General features: G+C 72.6%; 14 protein-coding genes and 1 pseudogene. 7 read left to right on the top strand and 8 right to left on the bottom strand.

Features of this window, described 5'->3' with window-relative positions:
• Nucleotides 1-138: 138 nt before the first annotated feature.
• Nucleotides 139-1,137 (bottom strand): alpha/beta fold hydrolase, encoded by a 999-nt coding sequence (locus OH735_RS02550; RefSeq protein ID WP_406379069.1) that lies wholly within the window; start codon nt 1,135-1,137, stop codon nt 139-141.
• 219 nt (nt 1,138-1,356) lie between these two features.
• Between OH735_RS02550 and OH735_RS02555 the strand changes: the two genes are divergently transcribed.
• Entirely contained in the window at nt 1,357-2,496 is a 1,140-nt protein-coding gene (locus OH735_RS02555) for a PP2C family protein-serine/threonine phosphatase (protein WP_406379071.1), read from the top strand.
• 43 nt (nt 2,497-2,539) lie between these two features.
• Here the strand turns inward: OH735_RS02555 and OH735_RS02560 are convergent, their stop codons facing one another.
• The 3 genes from OH735_RS02560 to OH735_RS02570 form a co-directional block, all read right to left on the bottom strand.
• Nucleotides 2,540-3,751, bottom strand: coding sequence for an FUSC family protein (locus OH735_RS02560; protein WP_406379074.1), 1,212 nt, complete (start codon nt 3,749-3,751; stop codon nt 2,540-2,542).
• A complete protein-coding gene (locus tag OH735_RS02565; protein WP_406379076.1) occupies nt 3,721-4,236 on the bottom strand; it encodes a hypothetical protein in 516 nt (171 codons plus the stop codon). The genes OH735_RS02560 and OH735_RS02565 overlap by 31 nt, the downstream gene beginning before the upstream one ends.
• A 73-nt stretch (nt 4,237-4,309) precedes the next feature.
• Complete coding sequence (locus OH735_RS02570) at nt 4,310-5,269, bottom strand: hypothetical protein (RefSeq protein WP_406379078.1); 960 nt, start codon at nt 5,267-5,269, stop codon at nt 4,310-4,312.
• A 321-nt stretch (nt 5,270-5,590) separates the two neighbouring features.
• On the opposite strand from OH735_RS02570, the gene OH735_RS02575 reads away from it, so the two are divergent.
• Entirely contained in the window at nt 5,591-6,811 is a 1,221-nt protein-coding gene (locus OH735_RS02575) for a cysteine desulfurase-like protein (protein WP_406379080.1), read from the top strand.
• A 68-nt stretch (nt 6,812-6,879) separates the two neighbouring features.
• Here OH735_RS02575 and OH735_RS02580 read toward each other — a convergent pair whose 3' ends face one another.
• Entirely contained in the window at nt 6,880-8,442 is a 1,563-nt protein-coding gene (locus OH735_RS02580) for a glutamate synthase subunit beta (protein WP_406379082.1), read from the bottom strand.
• A 144-nt stretch (nt 8,443-8,586) separates the two neighbouring features.
• Between OH735_RS02580 and OH735_RS02585 the strand changes: the two genes are divergently transcribed.
• Both OH735_RS02585 and OH735_RS02590 read left to right on the top strand, forming a co-directional pair.
• Nucleotides 8,587-8,742, top strand: coding sequence for a hypothetical protein (locus OH735_RS02585; protein ID WP_384458082.1), 156 nt, complete (start codon nt 8,587-8,589; stop codon nt 8,740-8,742).
• Nucleotides 8,743-8,930: 188 nt separating this feature from the next.
• Nucleotides 8,931-9,374 carry a hypothetical protein gene (locus OH735_RS02590; protein ID WP_406379084.1) on the top strand — a complete coding sequence of 148 codons (444 nt, stop codon included), beginning with the start codon at nt 8,931-8,933 and terminating at the stop codon, nt 9,372-9,374.
• A 67-nt stretch (nt 9,375-9,441) separates the two neighbouring features.
• Here the strand turns inward: OH735_RS02590 and OH735_RS02595 are convergent, their stop codons facing one another.
• The 3 genes and pseudogenes from OH735_RS02595 to OH735_RS02605 form a co-directional block, all read right to left on the bottom strand.
• Nucleotides 9,442-10,371: a TIGR03619 family F420-dependent LLM class oxidoreductase gene (locus OH735_RS02595; RefSeq protein WP_406379086.1), complete on the bottom strand. Its 930-nt coding sequence runs from the start codon at nt 10,369-10,371 to the stop codon at nt 9,442-9,444.
• A 151-nt stretch (nt 10,372-10,522) separates the two neighbouring features.
• Nucleotides 10,523-10,783 (bottom strand): annotated as a pseudogene (locus OH735_RS02600) (SMP-30/gluconolactonase/LRE family protein); the annotation flags it as partial.
• A gap of 33 nt (nt 10,784-10,816) precedes the next feature.
• Nucleotides 10,817-11,911, bottom strand: a complete 1,095-nt coding sequence (locus OH735_RS02605; protein WP_406379088.1) for an MGDG synthase family glycosyltransferase — start codon at nt 11,909-11,911, stop codon at nt 10,817-10,819.
• A gap of 373 nt (nt 11,912-12,284) precedes the next feature.
• Here OH735_RS02605 and OH735_RS02610 point away from each other — a divergent pair, with 373 nt between their 5' ends.
• Genes OH735_RS02610 through OH735_RS02620 form a run of 3 tightly spaced genes read left to right on the top strand, consistent with a single transcriptional unit; the run spans nt 12,285 to nt 14,817 of the window.
• Nucleotides 12,285-13,100, top strand: a complete 816-nt coding sequence (locus tag OH735_RS02610) for an SDR family NAD(P)-dependent oxidoreductase (RefSeq protein ID WP_406379090.1) — start codon at nt 12,285-12,287, stop codon at nt 13,098-13,100.
• A gap of 8 nt (nt 13,101-13,108) precedes the next feature.
• Nucleotides 13,109-14,065, top strand: a complete 957-nt coding sequence (locus tag OH735_RS02615) for a DMT family transporter (protein ID WP_406379092.1) — start codon at nt 13,109-13,111, stop codon at nt 14,063-14,065.
• Nucleotides 14,062-14,817, top strand: coding sequence for a polysaccharide deacetylase family protein (locus OH735_RS02620; RefSeq protein WP_406379094.1), 756 nt, complete (start codon nt 14,062-14,064; stop codon nt 14,815-14,817). The genes OH735_RS02615 and OH735_RS02620 overlap by 4 nt, the downstream gene beginning before the upstream one ends.
• The last annotated feature ends 24 nt before the right edge of the window (nt 14,818-14,841 follow it).

Here is a 14,841-nt window from a genome sequence, read left to right on the forward strand (position 1 = left end):
CGGCCGCCTTGCCGAACGCCGTCAGGGCCAAAGCCGTCGCGGGAACGTAGCACCGCCTCCCGCATCGGCGGGAGGCGGTGCACGACCAGGGCAGTCCGGTTCCGGTCTCCGAGACCGGACTGCTCCGGAGCCCTCCCCTCAGAGAGCCGTGCCGCTGTCGGTGGCGCGGCGCCTGCGTGCCGCCGCCAAGAGGCCCGCGCCGGTCAGGATGCTCACGCCCGCGAGTGCGCCCAGGGAGGCCAGGATCAGGGTGCTGGTACCCGTCGAGGCCATCGGCGAGTCCGCCGCCGTCCGGTCTCCGGCGGCCTGCCGGATCAGGTCGGCGACGGCGTCGGGGTGCGAGATCATCACGGCGTGGGAGGAGTCGACCTCGACGGTGTGCGATCTGGCGCGCCGGGCCTCGAAGCGTTCGAGGTCCGGGGCGATGGCCTTGTCCCGGGTGGCGACCAGCGCCCAGGACGGGATGGTGCGCCAGGCCGCCGCGGTCGCCTTGTCCATGAACGCGGCTCCGCTGATGGGGCGTTGGGCGGCGGCCAGCGCGGCCGCGGTGCCCGAGGGCACGTCCGCCGCGAAGACGTCGTGGAACTTCTCCGGCCGGATGTACAGGTCGGTGACCTCCTTGCCGTCGGAGCCCACGGACGGCACCGGCTTCAGGGCCGTGTTCAGCTCGCTGCCCGCGAACTTCGTGCCCAGATCCGCCAGTCCCTCTCCCTTGTCCGGCATGAACGCGGACACGTACACCAGCGACTTGACGTTCGGGTTCCCGGCGGCGGCGTTGCCGATCAACGCACCGCCGTAGGAATGCCCGGCCAGCACGATCGGTCCCTTGATGGTCTTCAGGACACCGGCAAGGTGCGCGGAGTCACCGGCGAGCCCGCGCAGCGGATTGGCCGGGACCGTGACCTGGTACCCATGACGTTTCAGTCGTTCCACCACGCCGTTCCAGCCCGAGGCATCGGCGAACGCGCCGTGCACCAGCACCACCGTGGGCTTGGCGGCGGCCGGATCGCCGCCGTCGGCTGCGGCGGCGGGAACTGGGGCCGCGGCGAGGGCGGCCGTGGTGAGCGCTGCGGCGAGGGCCTGCGCGCGACGCCCTCGTATCCGTCTCCGCGGGGCGAGGAAGGTCGAGACGGTCATGCTGTTCTCTCTTCGTCGTGGAACGGTTGGTTGGGCTCAGCGTCGCCAGGCCCGGCCGGAACAGCGCGACACGAGGAGCAGGGGAGTGAAGACCGCCGACGTTCGGGTGAGAAGTGAGCGACGCGGAGTGACGGTGCGGGAGGGTCCTGCCGCTCCTCGTACGCCGTGGTGACCGTCCCACGAGGGGCGGTGGCGGACCGGGTGAGGTATTCCGGAAGCATGGCTTCCCGGCGATTCGTGCAGTCGTTCCGCGAGTCCGGACGGCGCAGGAACTCACTCGTGGCGATGCCGTTCGCGCTGATCGCCCTCGTCACGGTGGTGGACATCGTCACGCCGTCAGATGTCCATCTCGGCCCGTTCCTGGTGGCGGCACCCGCGCTGGCCGCCTCGTTCGCCGGGCCGCACCTGACGGCGTTCGTCGGTGCCGTCGCCGTACTGGCCCAGTCCCTCGTGGCCGTCGGACACACCGGAGTCAGCGACCTCAACCACACCTACCAGATCGTCGCGCTCATCCTCATCTCCGCCTTCGTCACCTTCTTCGCCCACCTGCGAGAACGCAACGAGCAGGCGGTGACGCAGCTGCGTTCGGTGGCCGAGGCGGCGCAGCATGTGGTACTGCGGCCGCTGCCCGTACGAAGTGGTCCGCTGCGCATCGCCTCGGTGTATCTGGCCGCGGAGGCTGAGGCGCAGATCGGGGGCGATCTCTACGCGGCCGCCCGCACCAGTGACGGCACCCGGCTGATCATCGGTGATGTGCGCGGCAAGGGGCTGTCCGCGATCGGTGAGGCAGCAAGTGTGCTGGGCGCCTTCCACGCGCTGTCCCGCCAGGAGTCACGGTTGCCGGATCTGGTGGCGCATCTGGAGCTGAGCGTCGCCCCTGAGCAGGACTTCGCCGTCCACGACGGCGGGGACGGGGACGGGGACGAGGACGAGGATCTCGCGGAGTCCTTCGTCACCGCGGCCGTTCTCGACATCCCCGATGCCGCCGCCGAGCTCCACCTGGTCAGCTGCGGTCATCCGCCGCCGCTGCTACTGCGGGCGGGCGAGGCAATCCCGCTCCATGTGCGGGTGCCCGCCCCGCCGCTCGGTCTGGCGCACCTGGTGGTCACCGAGCACATGACGGAGACGTTCGCCTTCGGCGTCGGAGACACCCTGCTTCTGTACACGGACGGTGTCATCGAGTCCCGGAACCGGTCGGGGGTCTTCTATCCGCTCCGGGAACGGGCCGCGTCCTGGTGCGGCCAGACCCCGGAGCGCCTGCTGGAGTCGCTCTGCGCCGACCTCGTCCGGCACGCCGGCGGCCGTCTGGCCGACGACGCGGCACTGGTCGCCATCGAGCGGCTCCCGGCTCCGGGGTGAGCGCGATCGGCCGCCGCGTGACGGCCGCCGGTCCGCGCCGTGCTCAGTTCTGACGGCCCCGCAGCCGGCGCGACACGGCGCGCAGCCAGGGGTGGTGTTCGTGCACGAGCGCCGAACGCCGGTCGAGCTCCTTGCCCAGGCGTTCCGTGCGCTTGTCGATGTCGAGCTCGTCCAGAATCCGGTCCACCTCGGCGAGCAGGGCTCCGTGCAACTGCCATTGTCCGGGGTGTTCCTGAACGGCCTCGAGGAGCAGGTCCGCCACCCGGTCCCGGGTGGTGCGGCTGACGGCGAGTGCGCGGGCCAGTCGTTCCTCCGCCTCCTCGGCGTTCTCGGCGACCGGAGTGGTGATCAGCTCCGAGAAGCTCTCGATGGCTCCGGCCAACTGCCCGAACAGCTCCTTCAGGGGTGTGGCCACGTCGGCGGGGAACAGTGTCTCCTCGGTACAGGCCTTCGCCAGGTCGGTCAGGGTGCGGGAGAGCACCCGCAGCACCACGGCGCAGATCTCCAGGGTGTCCAGACCGGTGCGCAGCACGACCCGGTACAGCAGTCCCTGCCTGACGCGCGGATTGAGCGTGAGTCCTTCCTCGGCCTGCCGGAGCGAGGCGTCGACCTCCACGATGTCGTGGTCCAGCCGGCGGGCCTCGTGGAGCCGGCCGGCCGCCCGCTGGACCGAGATGTGACCCGTGACGTCGTCCCCCATGGCGCGGAACATGTGTCCCATCGCCCGGGCCAGGCTGTCGATGGAGGCGCCCGCGGGCTGTACCCAGACCGGTGGCGCGAGGAGCAGGTTGAACAGCAGTCCCACGCCCGCGCCGATCAGGGTCTCCAGCACGCGGTCCCACGCGGTGGAGGCGACCTGCGAGACGCCCAGGACGAGCATCGCGCTGATCGCCACCTCGGGGACGAACTCGTCGACCCGCACCAGCCGCCCGATGATCAGCGAGGCGAAGATCGTCAGTCCGAGGCTCCACCAGGTGAGGCCGACCAGGGCGCTGAGCGCGGTGGCGATGAGCACCCCGACGACGACCGAGTTGACCCGGCGGATCCCGGTGGTGAGGGTCGCGTAGAGGGTGACCTGTACGACGAGGAGCGCGGTGAGCGGTGCCGTGAGGGGTGCCGGATTCGGCAGGGTCCACACCGCGACGACGTAGGCGATCACGGCGGCCGCCGTGGAGCGCAGGGTCTGCGCCCCGACGGGTTCGGTCGTGCGCCGGACAAGCTTGATCACGGGCTCGGACACGGATACTGCTGGCATCTCTGTCCCATGCCCGCCCGCACGCCGTCGCACCGCATCGGCGCACGTAACCCCACCGTACGGGCGTGCCCGTTCGCGTCGGATGCGCCACGTGCGCGGCTGCCGGGCCTGTCGCGTTCAGGGGCGCGGATCGAGGGTGTCGAGCAGCTCTCCGCACGTGGCGGTGGCCCGCATCTCGTCGGCCAGGCCGTCTCCAGCGTGGGCAGCATCGCGTCGACGCACAGCCGGCCGAACACCTCCCTGGTCATCAGGGACACCCCGTCGTCCGGGGGCAGTTCCAGGACGCGCGTCATCACACGCGTCAGTTCGTCGTCCGGCGGCTGCGCTCCGATGCGGTACGGCTGTTCCCGGGCGGCGAGTGCCGCTTCGAGTCCCGGTGGCGCGACGACGAGGACGTCGTCGCCCCGTGCCGTGCACGCGTCGATGAGGGGGACCAGTGGGTGGAAGTGGCCCGAGCCGCCGGTCGAGGCGAAAAGTACCCGCATGGGCCGAGCCTAGGGAGGCGCGCCCCTTGTCCACAGCCCCAGTTTCCGCCTCGTTCCGCCTCTTTCCAGCGCGTCAGCTCGCGAATCCCACGTGCACGTGGTCGTGATGGGTGGCGTCGGTGAAGAACTGATTCGCCGTCGCACCCCCGGAGAGCTGGACCGGTCCGCCGACGTTGTACGAGCCGGCCGCTGCCGCGTCACGCATGAACGATTCGGTCAGCCGACGCGGGGTGGCCGGATCGACGACCTCGTGCCCGTCGATCCGCCCTACGTCGAAGGCGCGGCCCGGTGGGTGGTCGCTGGGCCGGTCGGTGCCGAACACGTGCAACGGATGCCCGGAGCGGAACACGGTGATGTCCATCCGGTACGTACCGGCCAGTCGCAGCAGGGCCCGGAGGACGGTCGGGTGGATGTGCCCGCTGCGGATGTCGGCCTCCGCCGCGGGCGGCAGGCCGATCCGCGGGTCGTCCAGCACCTGCCGCGCCGCCGCGGGCAGCGACGGGGCGGCGGCGCCGGGGCGGCCCGGGTGGAGTGCGGTGACCTCCCAGCGGGGCCGCGCCCGGCTCAGGCGTACGTCGACGGTCGTGCCGCCCGCGTGCCCAGGTGTCCATTGGCGGCAGACGACCATCACACTGGCGGTGTCCGCCAGAATCCCGCCGTACTGCGCGTCGATCACCTGGAGCGCGGCCTCGTCCGCGGCGGGCCGCAACGGGCCCGCCGAGTCCACCAGTGACGGTACCGCCCCCAGCGCGGCCACCCGTCTCCTCGCCGCGGCCGCGCTCCCCTGCCCGGCGGGCCACGCACCGATCGCCTCCACCACCTGTACGGCGCGGAGTTTCACGTCGGGGTCCACGTCGTCGCGGTCGGGGCGCCAGGCCGTGGTCGTGGGCAGCGGCGCCGGGGAGGACGGCGGCGGGGACGCGGAGGTGGACGGTCCGGCCGCTGTCCGGGATGTTGCCGAGCAGCCCGCGGTTCCCACGAGCAGACCACCGGTGCCCAGCAGCAGGGAGCGTCGGCCGAGTGGTTGTCGCATGCGATCGCCCCGTTCACGTTCGGGCCGTGTCACGGGGACGGGTGCCCGTACAGCCGTCGATGGTCCGCCATCGGACTCAGCATCGCCGGGGCCGGCGGTGACGGCGCGGCCCTGGCAGCAACGGAGTGACGCGGGTACGGCTCGGGATGCGGCCCAGCCGCACCACCTGCATGCCCCCTCCCGGGGAGGACCGCAGCAACTGACGCTCCGTCCCCACGGAGCGGCCCCGCGGTCCTCGGCCCCGCGCGCCCTGCCCGGCGGGGCCCGCGGGATCCGCCGTACGGTGGCACCCGCCTCGTCCTCTCGTCTCCAGGAGCACGCATGACCTTCGACGTCGACGCTGTCCGCGCTCAGATCCCCGCCCTCAAGGCGGGCTCCGCCCGGTTCGACGCCCCCGGCGGCACCCAGACACCGCAACCGGTGATCGACGCCATGGTGGAGGCACTGGCCAACCCGCTCGCCAACCGGGGACACTTCACCGAGGGCGAGCGCAACGCGGAGGCGGTCGTCATCCGCGCCCGCCGCGCGCTGGCCGACCTGCTGGGCGCCGATCCGCGGGGGATCGTGTTCGGCCGCAGCTCCACCCAGCTCGCCTACGACCTGTCCCGCACCCTGGCGAAGAACTGGGGCCCCGGCGACGAAGTGGTCGTCAGCAGCCTCGACCACGACTCCAACATCCGCCCCTGGATCCAGGCGGCCGAGGCCGTGGGCGCCACGGTCCGCCGGGCGGAGTTCGACCCGGCCACCGGTGAACTGACGGCCGATGACATCGCCGCCGTACTCTCCCCGCGCACCCGCCTGGTCGCCGTGACCGCGGCGTCCAACCTGATCGGTACGCGCCCCGACATTCCCGCCGTCGCCGACGTGGTGCACCGGGCAGGGGCCCTGTTGCACGTCGACGCGGTGCACTACGCCTCGCACGCCGCCGTCGACCTGCGCGGTCTCGGAGCCGACTTCCTGGTCTGCTCGCCGTACAAATTCCTCGGCCCCCACCTGGGCGTGCTGGCGAGCCGTCCCGAGCTGCTGGAGACGCTGCGGCCGGACAAGCTGCTGCCGTCCACCGACGCGGTTCCCGAGCGCTTCGAACTGGGCACCCTGCCGTACGAACTGCTGGCCGGGGCCACTGCGGCGGTGGACTTCCTCGCGACGCTGGCCCCCGCGGTCGACGGCACCCGGCGGGAGCGGCTGCTCGCCGCCTTCGCGGCGATCGAGGCCCATGAGGACGCCCTGCGGGCCCGTATCGAAAAGGGGCTGGCGGGACTCGGTGGCATCACCGTGCACTCGCGGGCCGCGCACCGCACCCCCACCCTGCTGCTGACCCTGGCCGGCCACAGCGCCACCGCCGCCTCGCGGTACTTGGCGGAGCGGGACATCGACGCCCCGGCCGGATCCTTCTACGCGCTGGAGGCTTCCCGCCGGCTCGGACTCGGGGAGGCGGGCGGAGTGCGGATCGGTCTGGCGCCCTACAACAACGAGGAGGACGTCGACCGCCTGCTGGACGCCCTCTCCGGCCTCGTCGCCACCGTGCCCGCCGACGGCTGACCCGGCCGCACCGCCGGTGGCCCCGGCCCCGCCGCGAAACACGCAGGGCGACGCGGTACCGGAGGCGCTCAGGCAATGAAGGGCCGGTCGTAGGGGGCGATGGGTGCCGGGAGCACCGTGGAGCCGCTCAGATAGCGGTCCGTCGCGGCGGCGACGGACCGTCCCTCGGCGATGGCCCACACCACGAGCGACTGGCCGCGGCCCGCGTCACCGGCGATGAAGACTCCGCCGTTCCCGGCGCGGGCCGCCCGCGCGGCCGAGCCCTCGAAGCCCGCCGAGCCCGCCCATTCAGTTGATTCGACTGATTCGGCTGATTCCGCTGTCTCAGCGGCGAAGGTGGCATCCCGGGCGAAGTTTCCCCGGCCGTCCAGTGTGAGTCCGAGCTGCCGCATGAGGCCGGTGTCGCGTTCGGGCCCGAAGAAGCCGAGGGCGAGCAGGACGAGATCTGCCGGAAGCACCTGCTCCGTCTCCAGCAGCGGCCTTCTGCCCTCGGGCTCCACTTCGGCCAGGCGCAGCGCGCGCACATGGCCGGTCCGGTCGCCCTCGAAGCGCAGGGTGGCGCAGGAGAACAGTCTCGGATCCGCGCCGTCCCGCCCCCGGGCCTCCTCGTGCGCGTGGGATATCCGATAGACCTTCGGGTACACCGGCCAGGGCTCGGTGTCCCGTCGGGCGGCACCGGGCTCCGGGTTGATGTCGAGCTGTACGGCGGAGGCCGCTCCCTGGCGCAGGACGGTGCCCAGACAGTCCGATCCGGTGTCCCCGCCGCCGATGATCACCACGTGTCTGCCCTCGGCGGTGACGGGCGACACGACGCGGTCGCCCTCCACGACCCGGTTGGCCAGCGTCAGGTACTCCATGGCCTGGTGGATGCCGTACAGCTCGCGGCCCGGGACGGGCAGCTCCCGTCGCCCGGTGGCTCCGACGGCGACGACGAGCGCGTCGTACCGGTCCGCGAGCTCGGCGGCGTCGAGATCGCCGCCGACGTCCACGCCCGTACGGAACTTGGTGCCCTCCACCCGCATCTGCTCGACACGGCGGTCGAGGTGGCACTTCTCCAGCTTGAAAGCAGGGATGCCGTAACGCAGCAGTCCGCCGACACGGTCGGCGCGCTCGTAGACGGCGACGGTGTGTCCGGCGCGGGTGAGTTGTTGCGCTGCCGCCAGTCCCGCCGGGCCCGAACCGATGACGGCGACGGTCCTGCCGGTGAGCCGCTCGGGCGGCTGCGGTTCGGTGTACCCGCGCGCCCAGGCCTCGTCGGCGATCGTCTGCTCGACATTCTTGATCGTCACCGGATCGGCGTTGATGGTGAGCACGCAGGCGTCCTCGCACGGCGCCGGGCACAACCGCCCGGTGAACTCGGGGAAGTTGTTCGTCGCGTGCAGCCGCTCGGCCGCCGCCCACCAGTCGCCCTTCCGCGCGAACGCGTTCCACTCGGGGATGAGGTTTCCCAGCGGGCAGCCGCTGTGGCAGAACGGTATGCCGCAGTCCATGCACCGCCCCGCCTGCCGGGACACGAGCGGAAGCCGGGCCTGCCCCGCATAGACCTCGTTCCAGTCGCTCAGCCGTTCCTGGACCGGGCGCGCGGGGACGGGCCGGCGGGGGGTCCTGAGGAAGCCGTGGGGGTCGGTCATGGCCGCCTCCGTCGCTGACTCGCGGTGCACAGGCGTTACGGCCAGACTACGCCCGCAATCACCCCTGGTTCATGGCCGGGCCACCGGCCGGACGACGCGATACGCTCGATTTTGTAGGCACGCGTTCCGACCACGGAGGCGGCCATGAGCGAGTACGACGAGTACCCGACGCCGTCACAGGCAGAGGGCGAACGGCTGGACGAGGACATGAATCCGGCCGAGGAGCGGCACCCCGCCACGATGCGGACCCAGCCGTCGCAGGCCGAGGGTGAGCGCCGAGCGGAGGACACCGAAAGCTGAGAGAGGCGGCGGCTGTACGGTGGCGGCTCCTTCCGGGTTCGTTCCGGAGCGAGTTCCACACGTACAACCGCTGCATCCGGCGCCTCCGGGAAGGCCGCACCCGGCGGGCCGGTGGGACAGGCATACGCCCCTGGGAGGTCGTAGGTGTGTTCGTAGGCGTGTCCGTAGGCGAAGGAGGTCCGCCCGGTATGGATTCGGATCGTGCCCGCCGGTTGGTGTCGGCGCTCCGTGACCGCAATGTGATGGCCCACCTCGTGGAGGCGGGTGTCTACGAGTTCGGGATCCGAGTCGTCCTCGACGAGGGAATCGAGGCGCTGTGGGACGTCGACGGGGCCTGCGGTCTCGACGCGGAGATCGTCGGCGACGGGGTGCTCATCGGCTTCGTACCTCATGTGCCCGGCTCGGAGAGCTTCACGGAGGAGCAGCTCGTGGAGAGCATCGCGACGACGCGGTACTCGGCGCAGGGGCTCCACCCGCCCAGCGACACTCCCGTCCCGCCCCCGGCCGCCGGGCCCGCGCCCGTCGAAGAGCCCGGGCCGTCGCCCACTCCCCCGGCCACCCCGCCCGTCGCCCGCTACCAGCGCCGGGCCCACTGGATCCTGCGGGGCAAGGAAGGCGGTGCCCGGCACTGACCGGGCGCCCGGCGCGTCGGGCCCGGCCGGGGTGCGCCGCGTGGGCCGGGCTGCCGTCGCGCCCTCGTCAGACGCCCGCGGCCCGCGCCGTCTCGTACACCTCGGTCGCCACGTCGATCAGCTCCGCGGCGTCGCGCGTCGTGCCCTGGAGGTCCAGCATGATCTCCGGTACGCCCGTTGCGGCGTGGGCCACCAGGTCCTCGACGATCTGCGCCACGCTCCCGTGGAAGGGCTGCCGGTCCGCACCCTCGAACGGCTTGGCGGTGTACCGCGCGTTGGCGCGGGCGCAGACGTGGATCGGACGCTCCCGGCCACGCTCGGCGGCCACGTCCCGTACCCGCTGCCACTGCTCGGTCAGCTGGGCCGCGCCCACGGCCACCGGCATCCAGCCGTCCGCCCGGTCCACCAGTCGGCGGGTGGCACGGGTGCTGTTCGCGGGCAGGTAGACCGGGATGGGACGCACCGGCTTCGGGCCGACCTCGGACGGGGCAATGGTGGTCAGCTCGCCCTGATACGAGACGGGGTCCGGGCCCCAGACGGCGGCGCACACGTCCAGCAGCTCGTCCAGAACCGCGCCGCGCTTCTCGAATGGCGCGACGGAAGCGGCCGCGTACTCGTCCAGGGACCAGCCCGTGCCGAGGCCCGCGATCACACGTCCCCCGCTCGCGACGTCCAGCGAGGCGAGCGACCGGGCCAGCTGGAACGGCACGTGCAACGGCGCGACCAGGACGCTGGTGCCCAGCCGCGCCCGGCCGGTGGCCGCGGCGGCCAGCGCGAGCGTGACCAGCGGGTCGGCGACGCTGCGGTACTGATCGGGCCACGGCAGCCCCGGTACGCCGTACAGCCCCTGGGTGGCCGGCACGGGAAACAGGACTCGCTCGAAGACCCACAGGCTCGCGTATCCGGTCTCCTCCGCCGCGCGGGCCACGGAGGCCACGTCGCGGCCGATGTCGTACTGCTTCATCTGCGGGAGTCCGAGACCGAGTGAGATCGGCATGAATGCGCTCCTTCATGATGGCTGCGGAACAACTACCTGAGAACACTTACGTCTTCCCCACCCTGCGGCCGTCGAAAGACACGGTGTGCGGGGCCTCACCTTCGACGTCGACCGCGCTCGCGCCGCCGGCCGGTGACCGGCCGGCGGCGCGTCAGCCCGCGAAGGCCGGGCTCGGCATTCCCCGGCCCGCGTCCGGGAGGACCAGGAGCGATCCCGATAGCGGGTGCGTCCGGTCCGGGCCGGTGCGGGCCGTGGTGACGTGGAGATCGCGCAGGCCGGGGCCGCCGAAGGCGCAGGCGGTGGGCCGGCGGACCGGAAGCCGGACGGTGCGGTCCAGATCGCCCCGCGGGGTGTAGCGGCGCAGCGCAGCGCCGTCCCAGAGCGCGACCCGCACGCAGCCGTCGGCGTCGACGGCTGCGTCCGTCGAGGTCGCGGGCCGATCGGTTCAGGCCGGTCGCGCCAGGGCCTGCAGGGGGAGCACTCCCGCGCCGGAGAACAGGCCGCGGGCCGCGCTGACGCGCCGCTCGCGCGCCGGTCCCGGTGCGGTCAGCCGGTCCAGGGCGCGCACCAGCGCCCGGGGGTCCAACGCGTAGTCGGTGAGACCGTGCTCCGCCATCCGTCGAACGCCCTCCTTGCCGTGGCCCGGAATGGCCCGGTAGCCGACCACCGGAACTCCGGCGGCCATGGCTTCGAGTGCCGTTTGGCCTGCCGCGTTGTCGATGAGCGCGCGGGATGCGCTCATGAGGCCCGGCATGTCGTCGACCCAGCCCGCCGCACGTACGTGTGCGAGGCGTGACAGTTCCCGGCGCAACCGGGTGTTCGTACCGCAGAGCACGACCGGCACGTATCCCGCCGCGGCCACCAGGCGCGCGGTCCCGGCCACACGCGATCCGGCCCCCCAGGCCCCCGTCGAGATCAGCACGGGCGGCCGGTCCGGCGAGCCGAGTCGTCGCCGCCAGTCCGCCGCCGTCGGCGCCGGGGCGTGGAACCGGGGTCCCACCATCGCGCCGGACACGACCGTCGGACGCCGTACCGCTCGCCGTACCTGATGTGCGAGATCGGACGTGAGGCACAGATGGAGATCGTTGCCCGGGTGCAGCCATTGGCGGTGAACGGCGAAGTCGGTGATGACGACGGCACTCGGGATCGTGAGCGCGTCACGGGCGCGGAGTCCGCCGGTGAGCTGGGCGGCGAGGTGGAAGACGGGGACGACGACGTCCGGCCGTTGGTGTGCGACGAGGTCGAGCAGCCGTTGCTGTGCGAGGGCCGCCAACGGGGAACTGCCGGGCCGGGGGCCGCCGCCGGTCCGGAAGAAGGCCGCGTACAGCGCGGAATAGACCACGGGCGTGCGGCAGATGGCCGTCCGGTAGAAGGAGCGCAGTCCGCCGCCGATTCCCGGGGGCAGCAGGTCGAGGACATCGACCGTCTTCGTCCGTCCTCCGCCGACCTCCAGTCGGCGGGCCAGTTCGGCGGCCACCACGTGGTGGCCGGAGCCCATGCCGGCGCTCAGGATCAGGAAGCGGGCCGGCACCGCGTTCATCGACCGTACGCTCCCGGGACTCCAGGCCCGCCGTCCGGCGCGGGGCCGTTTCGACGGGATCTGCACCGGTGGCAACGGGAGCACTCCGGGCGGCGGAGGGGTCCGCACGGGTCCGGTGGCTCGGTCGGACGAGCGGCAGGCACGTGATCACCTCCGAGGTCGGCAGCCTTCGGAGTATCCGTCGGGACGGGCGCGGAACCCGGTACTTGCGTCCTGTCGGTGCGTTCGGTGCAGTGAGGTATGGGCTTCAACGGTTTTACGGGAGCCCACTCGGGCTACCCCTAACCCGATCCGACACCGCGATGCCCGCGTCCGCGGTCTCCGAGTGGCGGGCCACCGTGCCGCACGCACAGTACTGAGACAGGGAGAGGCCATGCCACGTGTTCCGTGCATCGCTCACCGCGGCGTGCCGGGTGGCGACGCGTCGGACGGTCATGACGTCCGCGCCGGGGTGGCCCTGGTGACGGGGGCCTCCTCGGGTATCGGTGCCGCGGTCTCCCAGCGGATCGCGGCCGAGGGCGGCTGGCGGCTTCTGGTGAGCGGGCGCGACCGGCAGCGGCTCGACGGTGTCGCGGCGACGACGTGCTCGACGCCGCTGTACGCGGACCTGATGTCGCTCGACAGTACGGAGCAACTGGTCGAAGAAGCCCTGGACACCGCCGGCCGGGTGGACCTGCTCGTCGCGGCGGCAGGGGTCGGCTGGGCGGGCTCCTTCCACGCGATGCCGGCGGCCGCGGCCGACCGGGTCCTCACCGTGGATCTGGTGTCCGTCGTCCATCTCGTACGGCTGCTGCTGCCGCACATGCTCGCGGCGCGGCGCGGACACATCATGCTGATCGGATCGGTGGCGGGGTCCACGGGCGTCCGCGGTGAGGCGGTCTATTCCGCGGCGAAGGCCGCCCTCGCCGCCTTCGCGGACGCTCTGCGCTACGAATTGAAGGGAACCGGTGTGCGCATCACACACATGGTCCCCGGTGTGGTGGACACGCCGTTCTTCGAACGACGAGGGATGCCGTACGCCCGTTCGTGGCCCCGGCCGATGGCGCCGGAACGCGTCGCCGACGCGGTCTGGGAGGCCTTCACGGCGGACCGTGCGGAGGTGTACGTCCCCGGCTGGCTGCGCCTGCCGGGGTGTGTGCGCTCCGTGGCCCCCGGGCTCTATCACCGGCTCGCGGCCCGCTTCGGCTGATCGGCGACATGAACGTCCTGTCCGTGGTGCTGGCGCTGTGGGCGGCCCTCGCCAATGGTGCGGCGTCCGTGCTGCAGCGGCGGGCAGCCATGGAGCAGGCGGAGTCCGAGGCGGTGGGCGGCGGGCCGGCGGTGTGGCAGGGGGTGCGTGGCCTGGCGCGACTGGTGCGCCGTCCGTTCTGGCTGGCCGGTGCGACGGCGCTCGGGCTGTCCGCCGTCCTGCAGGCGGGGGCGCCGGCCGTCGGCAGCCTGTCGGTGGTCCAGCCACTGCTGGCGAGCGAACTCCTCTTCACGCTGCTGCTCGGCACCGTGATCTTCCATCACCGTCCGGGCGACGGAACGTGGCTGTCGTTCCTGATGCTCGCCGCAGGTCTGGCGCTCTTCCTGGCCGCCGTCGGCCCGTCGGCCGGGGAGGACACCGGAAAGGCCGGTACCTGGCTGCCTGTCGGAATCCTTGCCGCGACGGCGGTGCTCGCGCTGATCCTGGTGGCCCGTACGCTCACCGGCGCCGTCGGTGCCGCGGTGCTGGGCTGTGCCACGGCCATCTCGTTCGCCTGCACGGCCGCGCTGATCAAGGAGGTCACCGGCCGGATCCCGGAGGGAGCGGCCGTGGTCTTCACGACGGGGTACGTGTACGCGCTGGGCGGCGCCGGTCTGCTGAGTCTGCTGCTGTTGCAGAGCGCTCTGCGTGCCGGGACCCTGGCCGCTTCCCAGCCGGCGCTCACGCTCGGGGACGCGCTGGTGAGCGTGGTGCTGGGGAAGGCACTGTTCGGCGAGCGGATCGCGCTGGGTGATCATCTGCTGCCGGCCACGCTGGGTGCGTGCCTGGTGGCTGTCGGCACGGTCGGCCTGTCGCTCTCCCCGGCGGTCGCGGGTCACTGGGATGTCACGAGAACGACCGAGCGGCACGGCCGGCCCGACCGACTGCCGACGCCCGCTGACAACGAAGGGAACGAAGCCCGTTGAACCCCCGGCACAGCAGGATCCCCATCGCGCTCCGTGCCCCACTGACCGTGTCGGCGCTCGTGCTGAGCGCTCATGTCGCCCCGGCCGGCACCTGGCTGCCGGGGCTGCGCCGGACCTGCTTTCCCTCCCTGGCCGGTCTCGGCCACCCCAGGCATGTCGCCCTGACCTTCGACGACGGCCCGGACCCCCGCTCCACTCCGCTCTTCCTCGACGCGCTGGACCGGTTGTCCGCGCGCGCCACCTTCTTCGTGCTCGGAGAGAGTCTGCTGCGCCATCCGGAACTCGGCCGCGACATCGCCCGCCGCGGCCATGAACTCGCCGTGCACGGATGGACACACAGCCGCCCGTGGCTTCCCGCCCCCGGCCGGGACCTGCGCGAGGTCTCCCGTGCCGCCGAGGCGGTGCGAAGGGTCTCGGGAGTCCAGCCGTCGTGGTATCGGCCGCCGTACGGAATCCTGACCGGCGGCCGGTGGGCCGCCGCCCTGGCGTGCGGGCTGCGGCCGGTGCTGTGGTCGGCCTGGGGGCGGGAATGGGCGCGGGACGCGACGGCCGAGGGGGTTCTGACGACCGTACGCGGCGGGCTGCGCGGCGGCGGGACGGTCCTCCTGCACGATGCCGATCAGTCGGCGTCGTACCAGTGGCGGCCGGTACTCGCGGCGCTGCCGGAACTGATCAAGGGGCTGCGGACGGCCGGGCTGACCGTCGGCCCGCTCACCGACCACGGCCTCGCACCGGCCCGGCGGACGGGCTGAGCGCGCCGGTCCCGGCGGGATGGA

The organism is Streptomyces sp. NBC_01618, from assembly GCF_045209435.1.
Classification (GTDB): domain Bacteria; phylum Actinomycetota; class Actinomycetes; order Streptomycetales; family Streptomycetaceae; genus Streptomyces.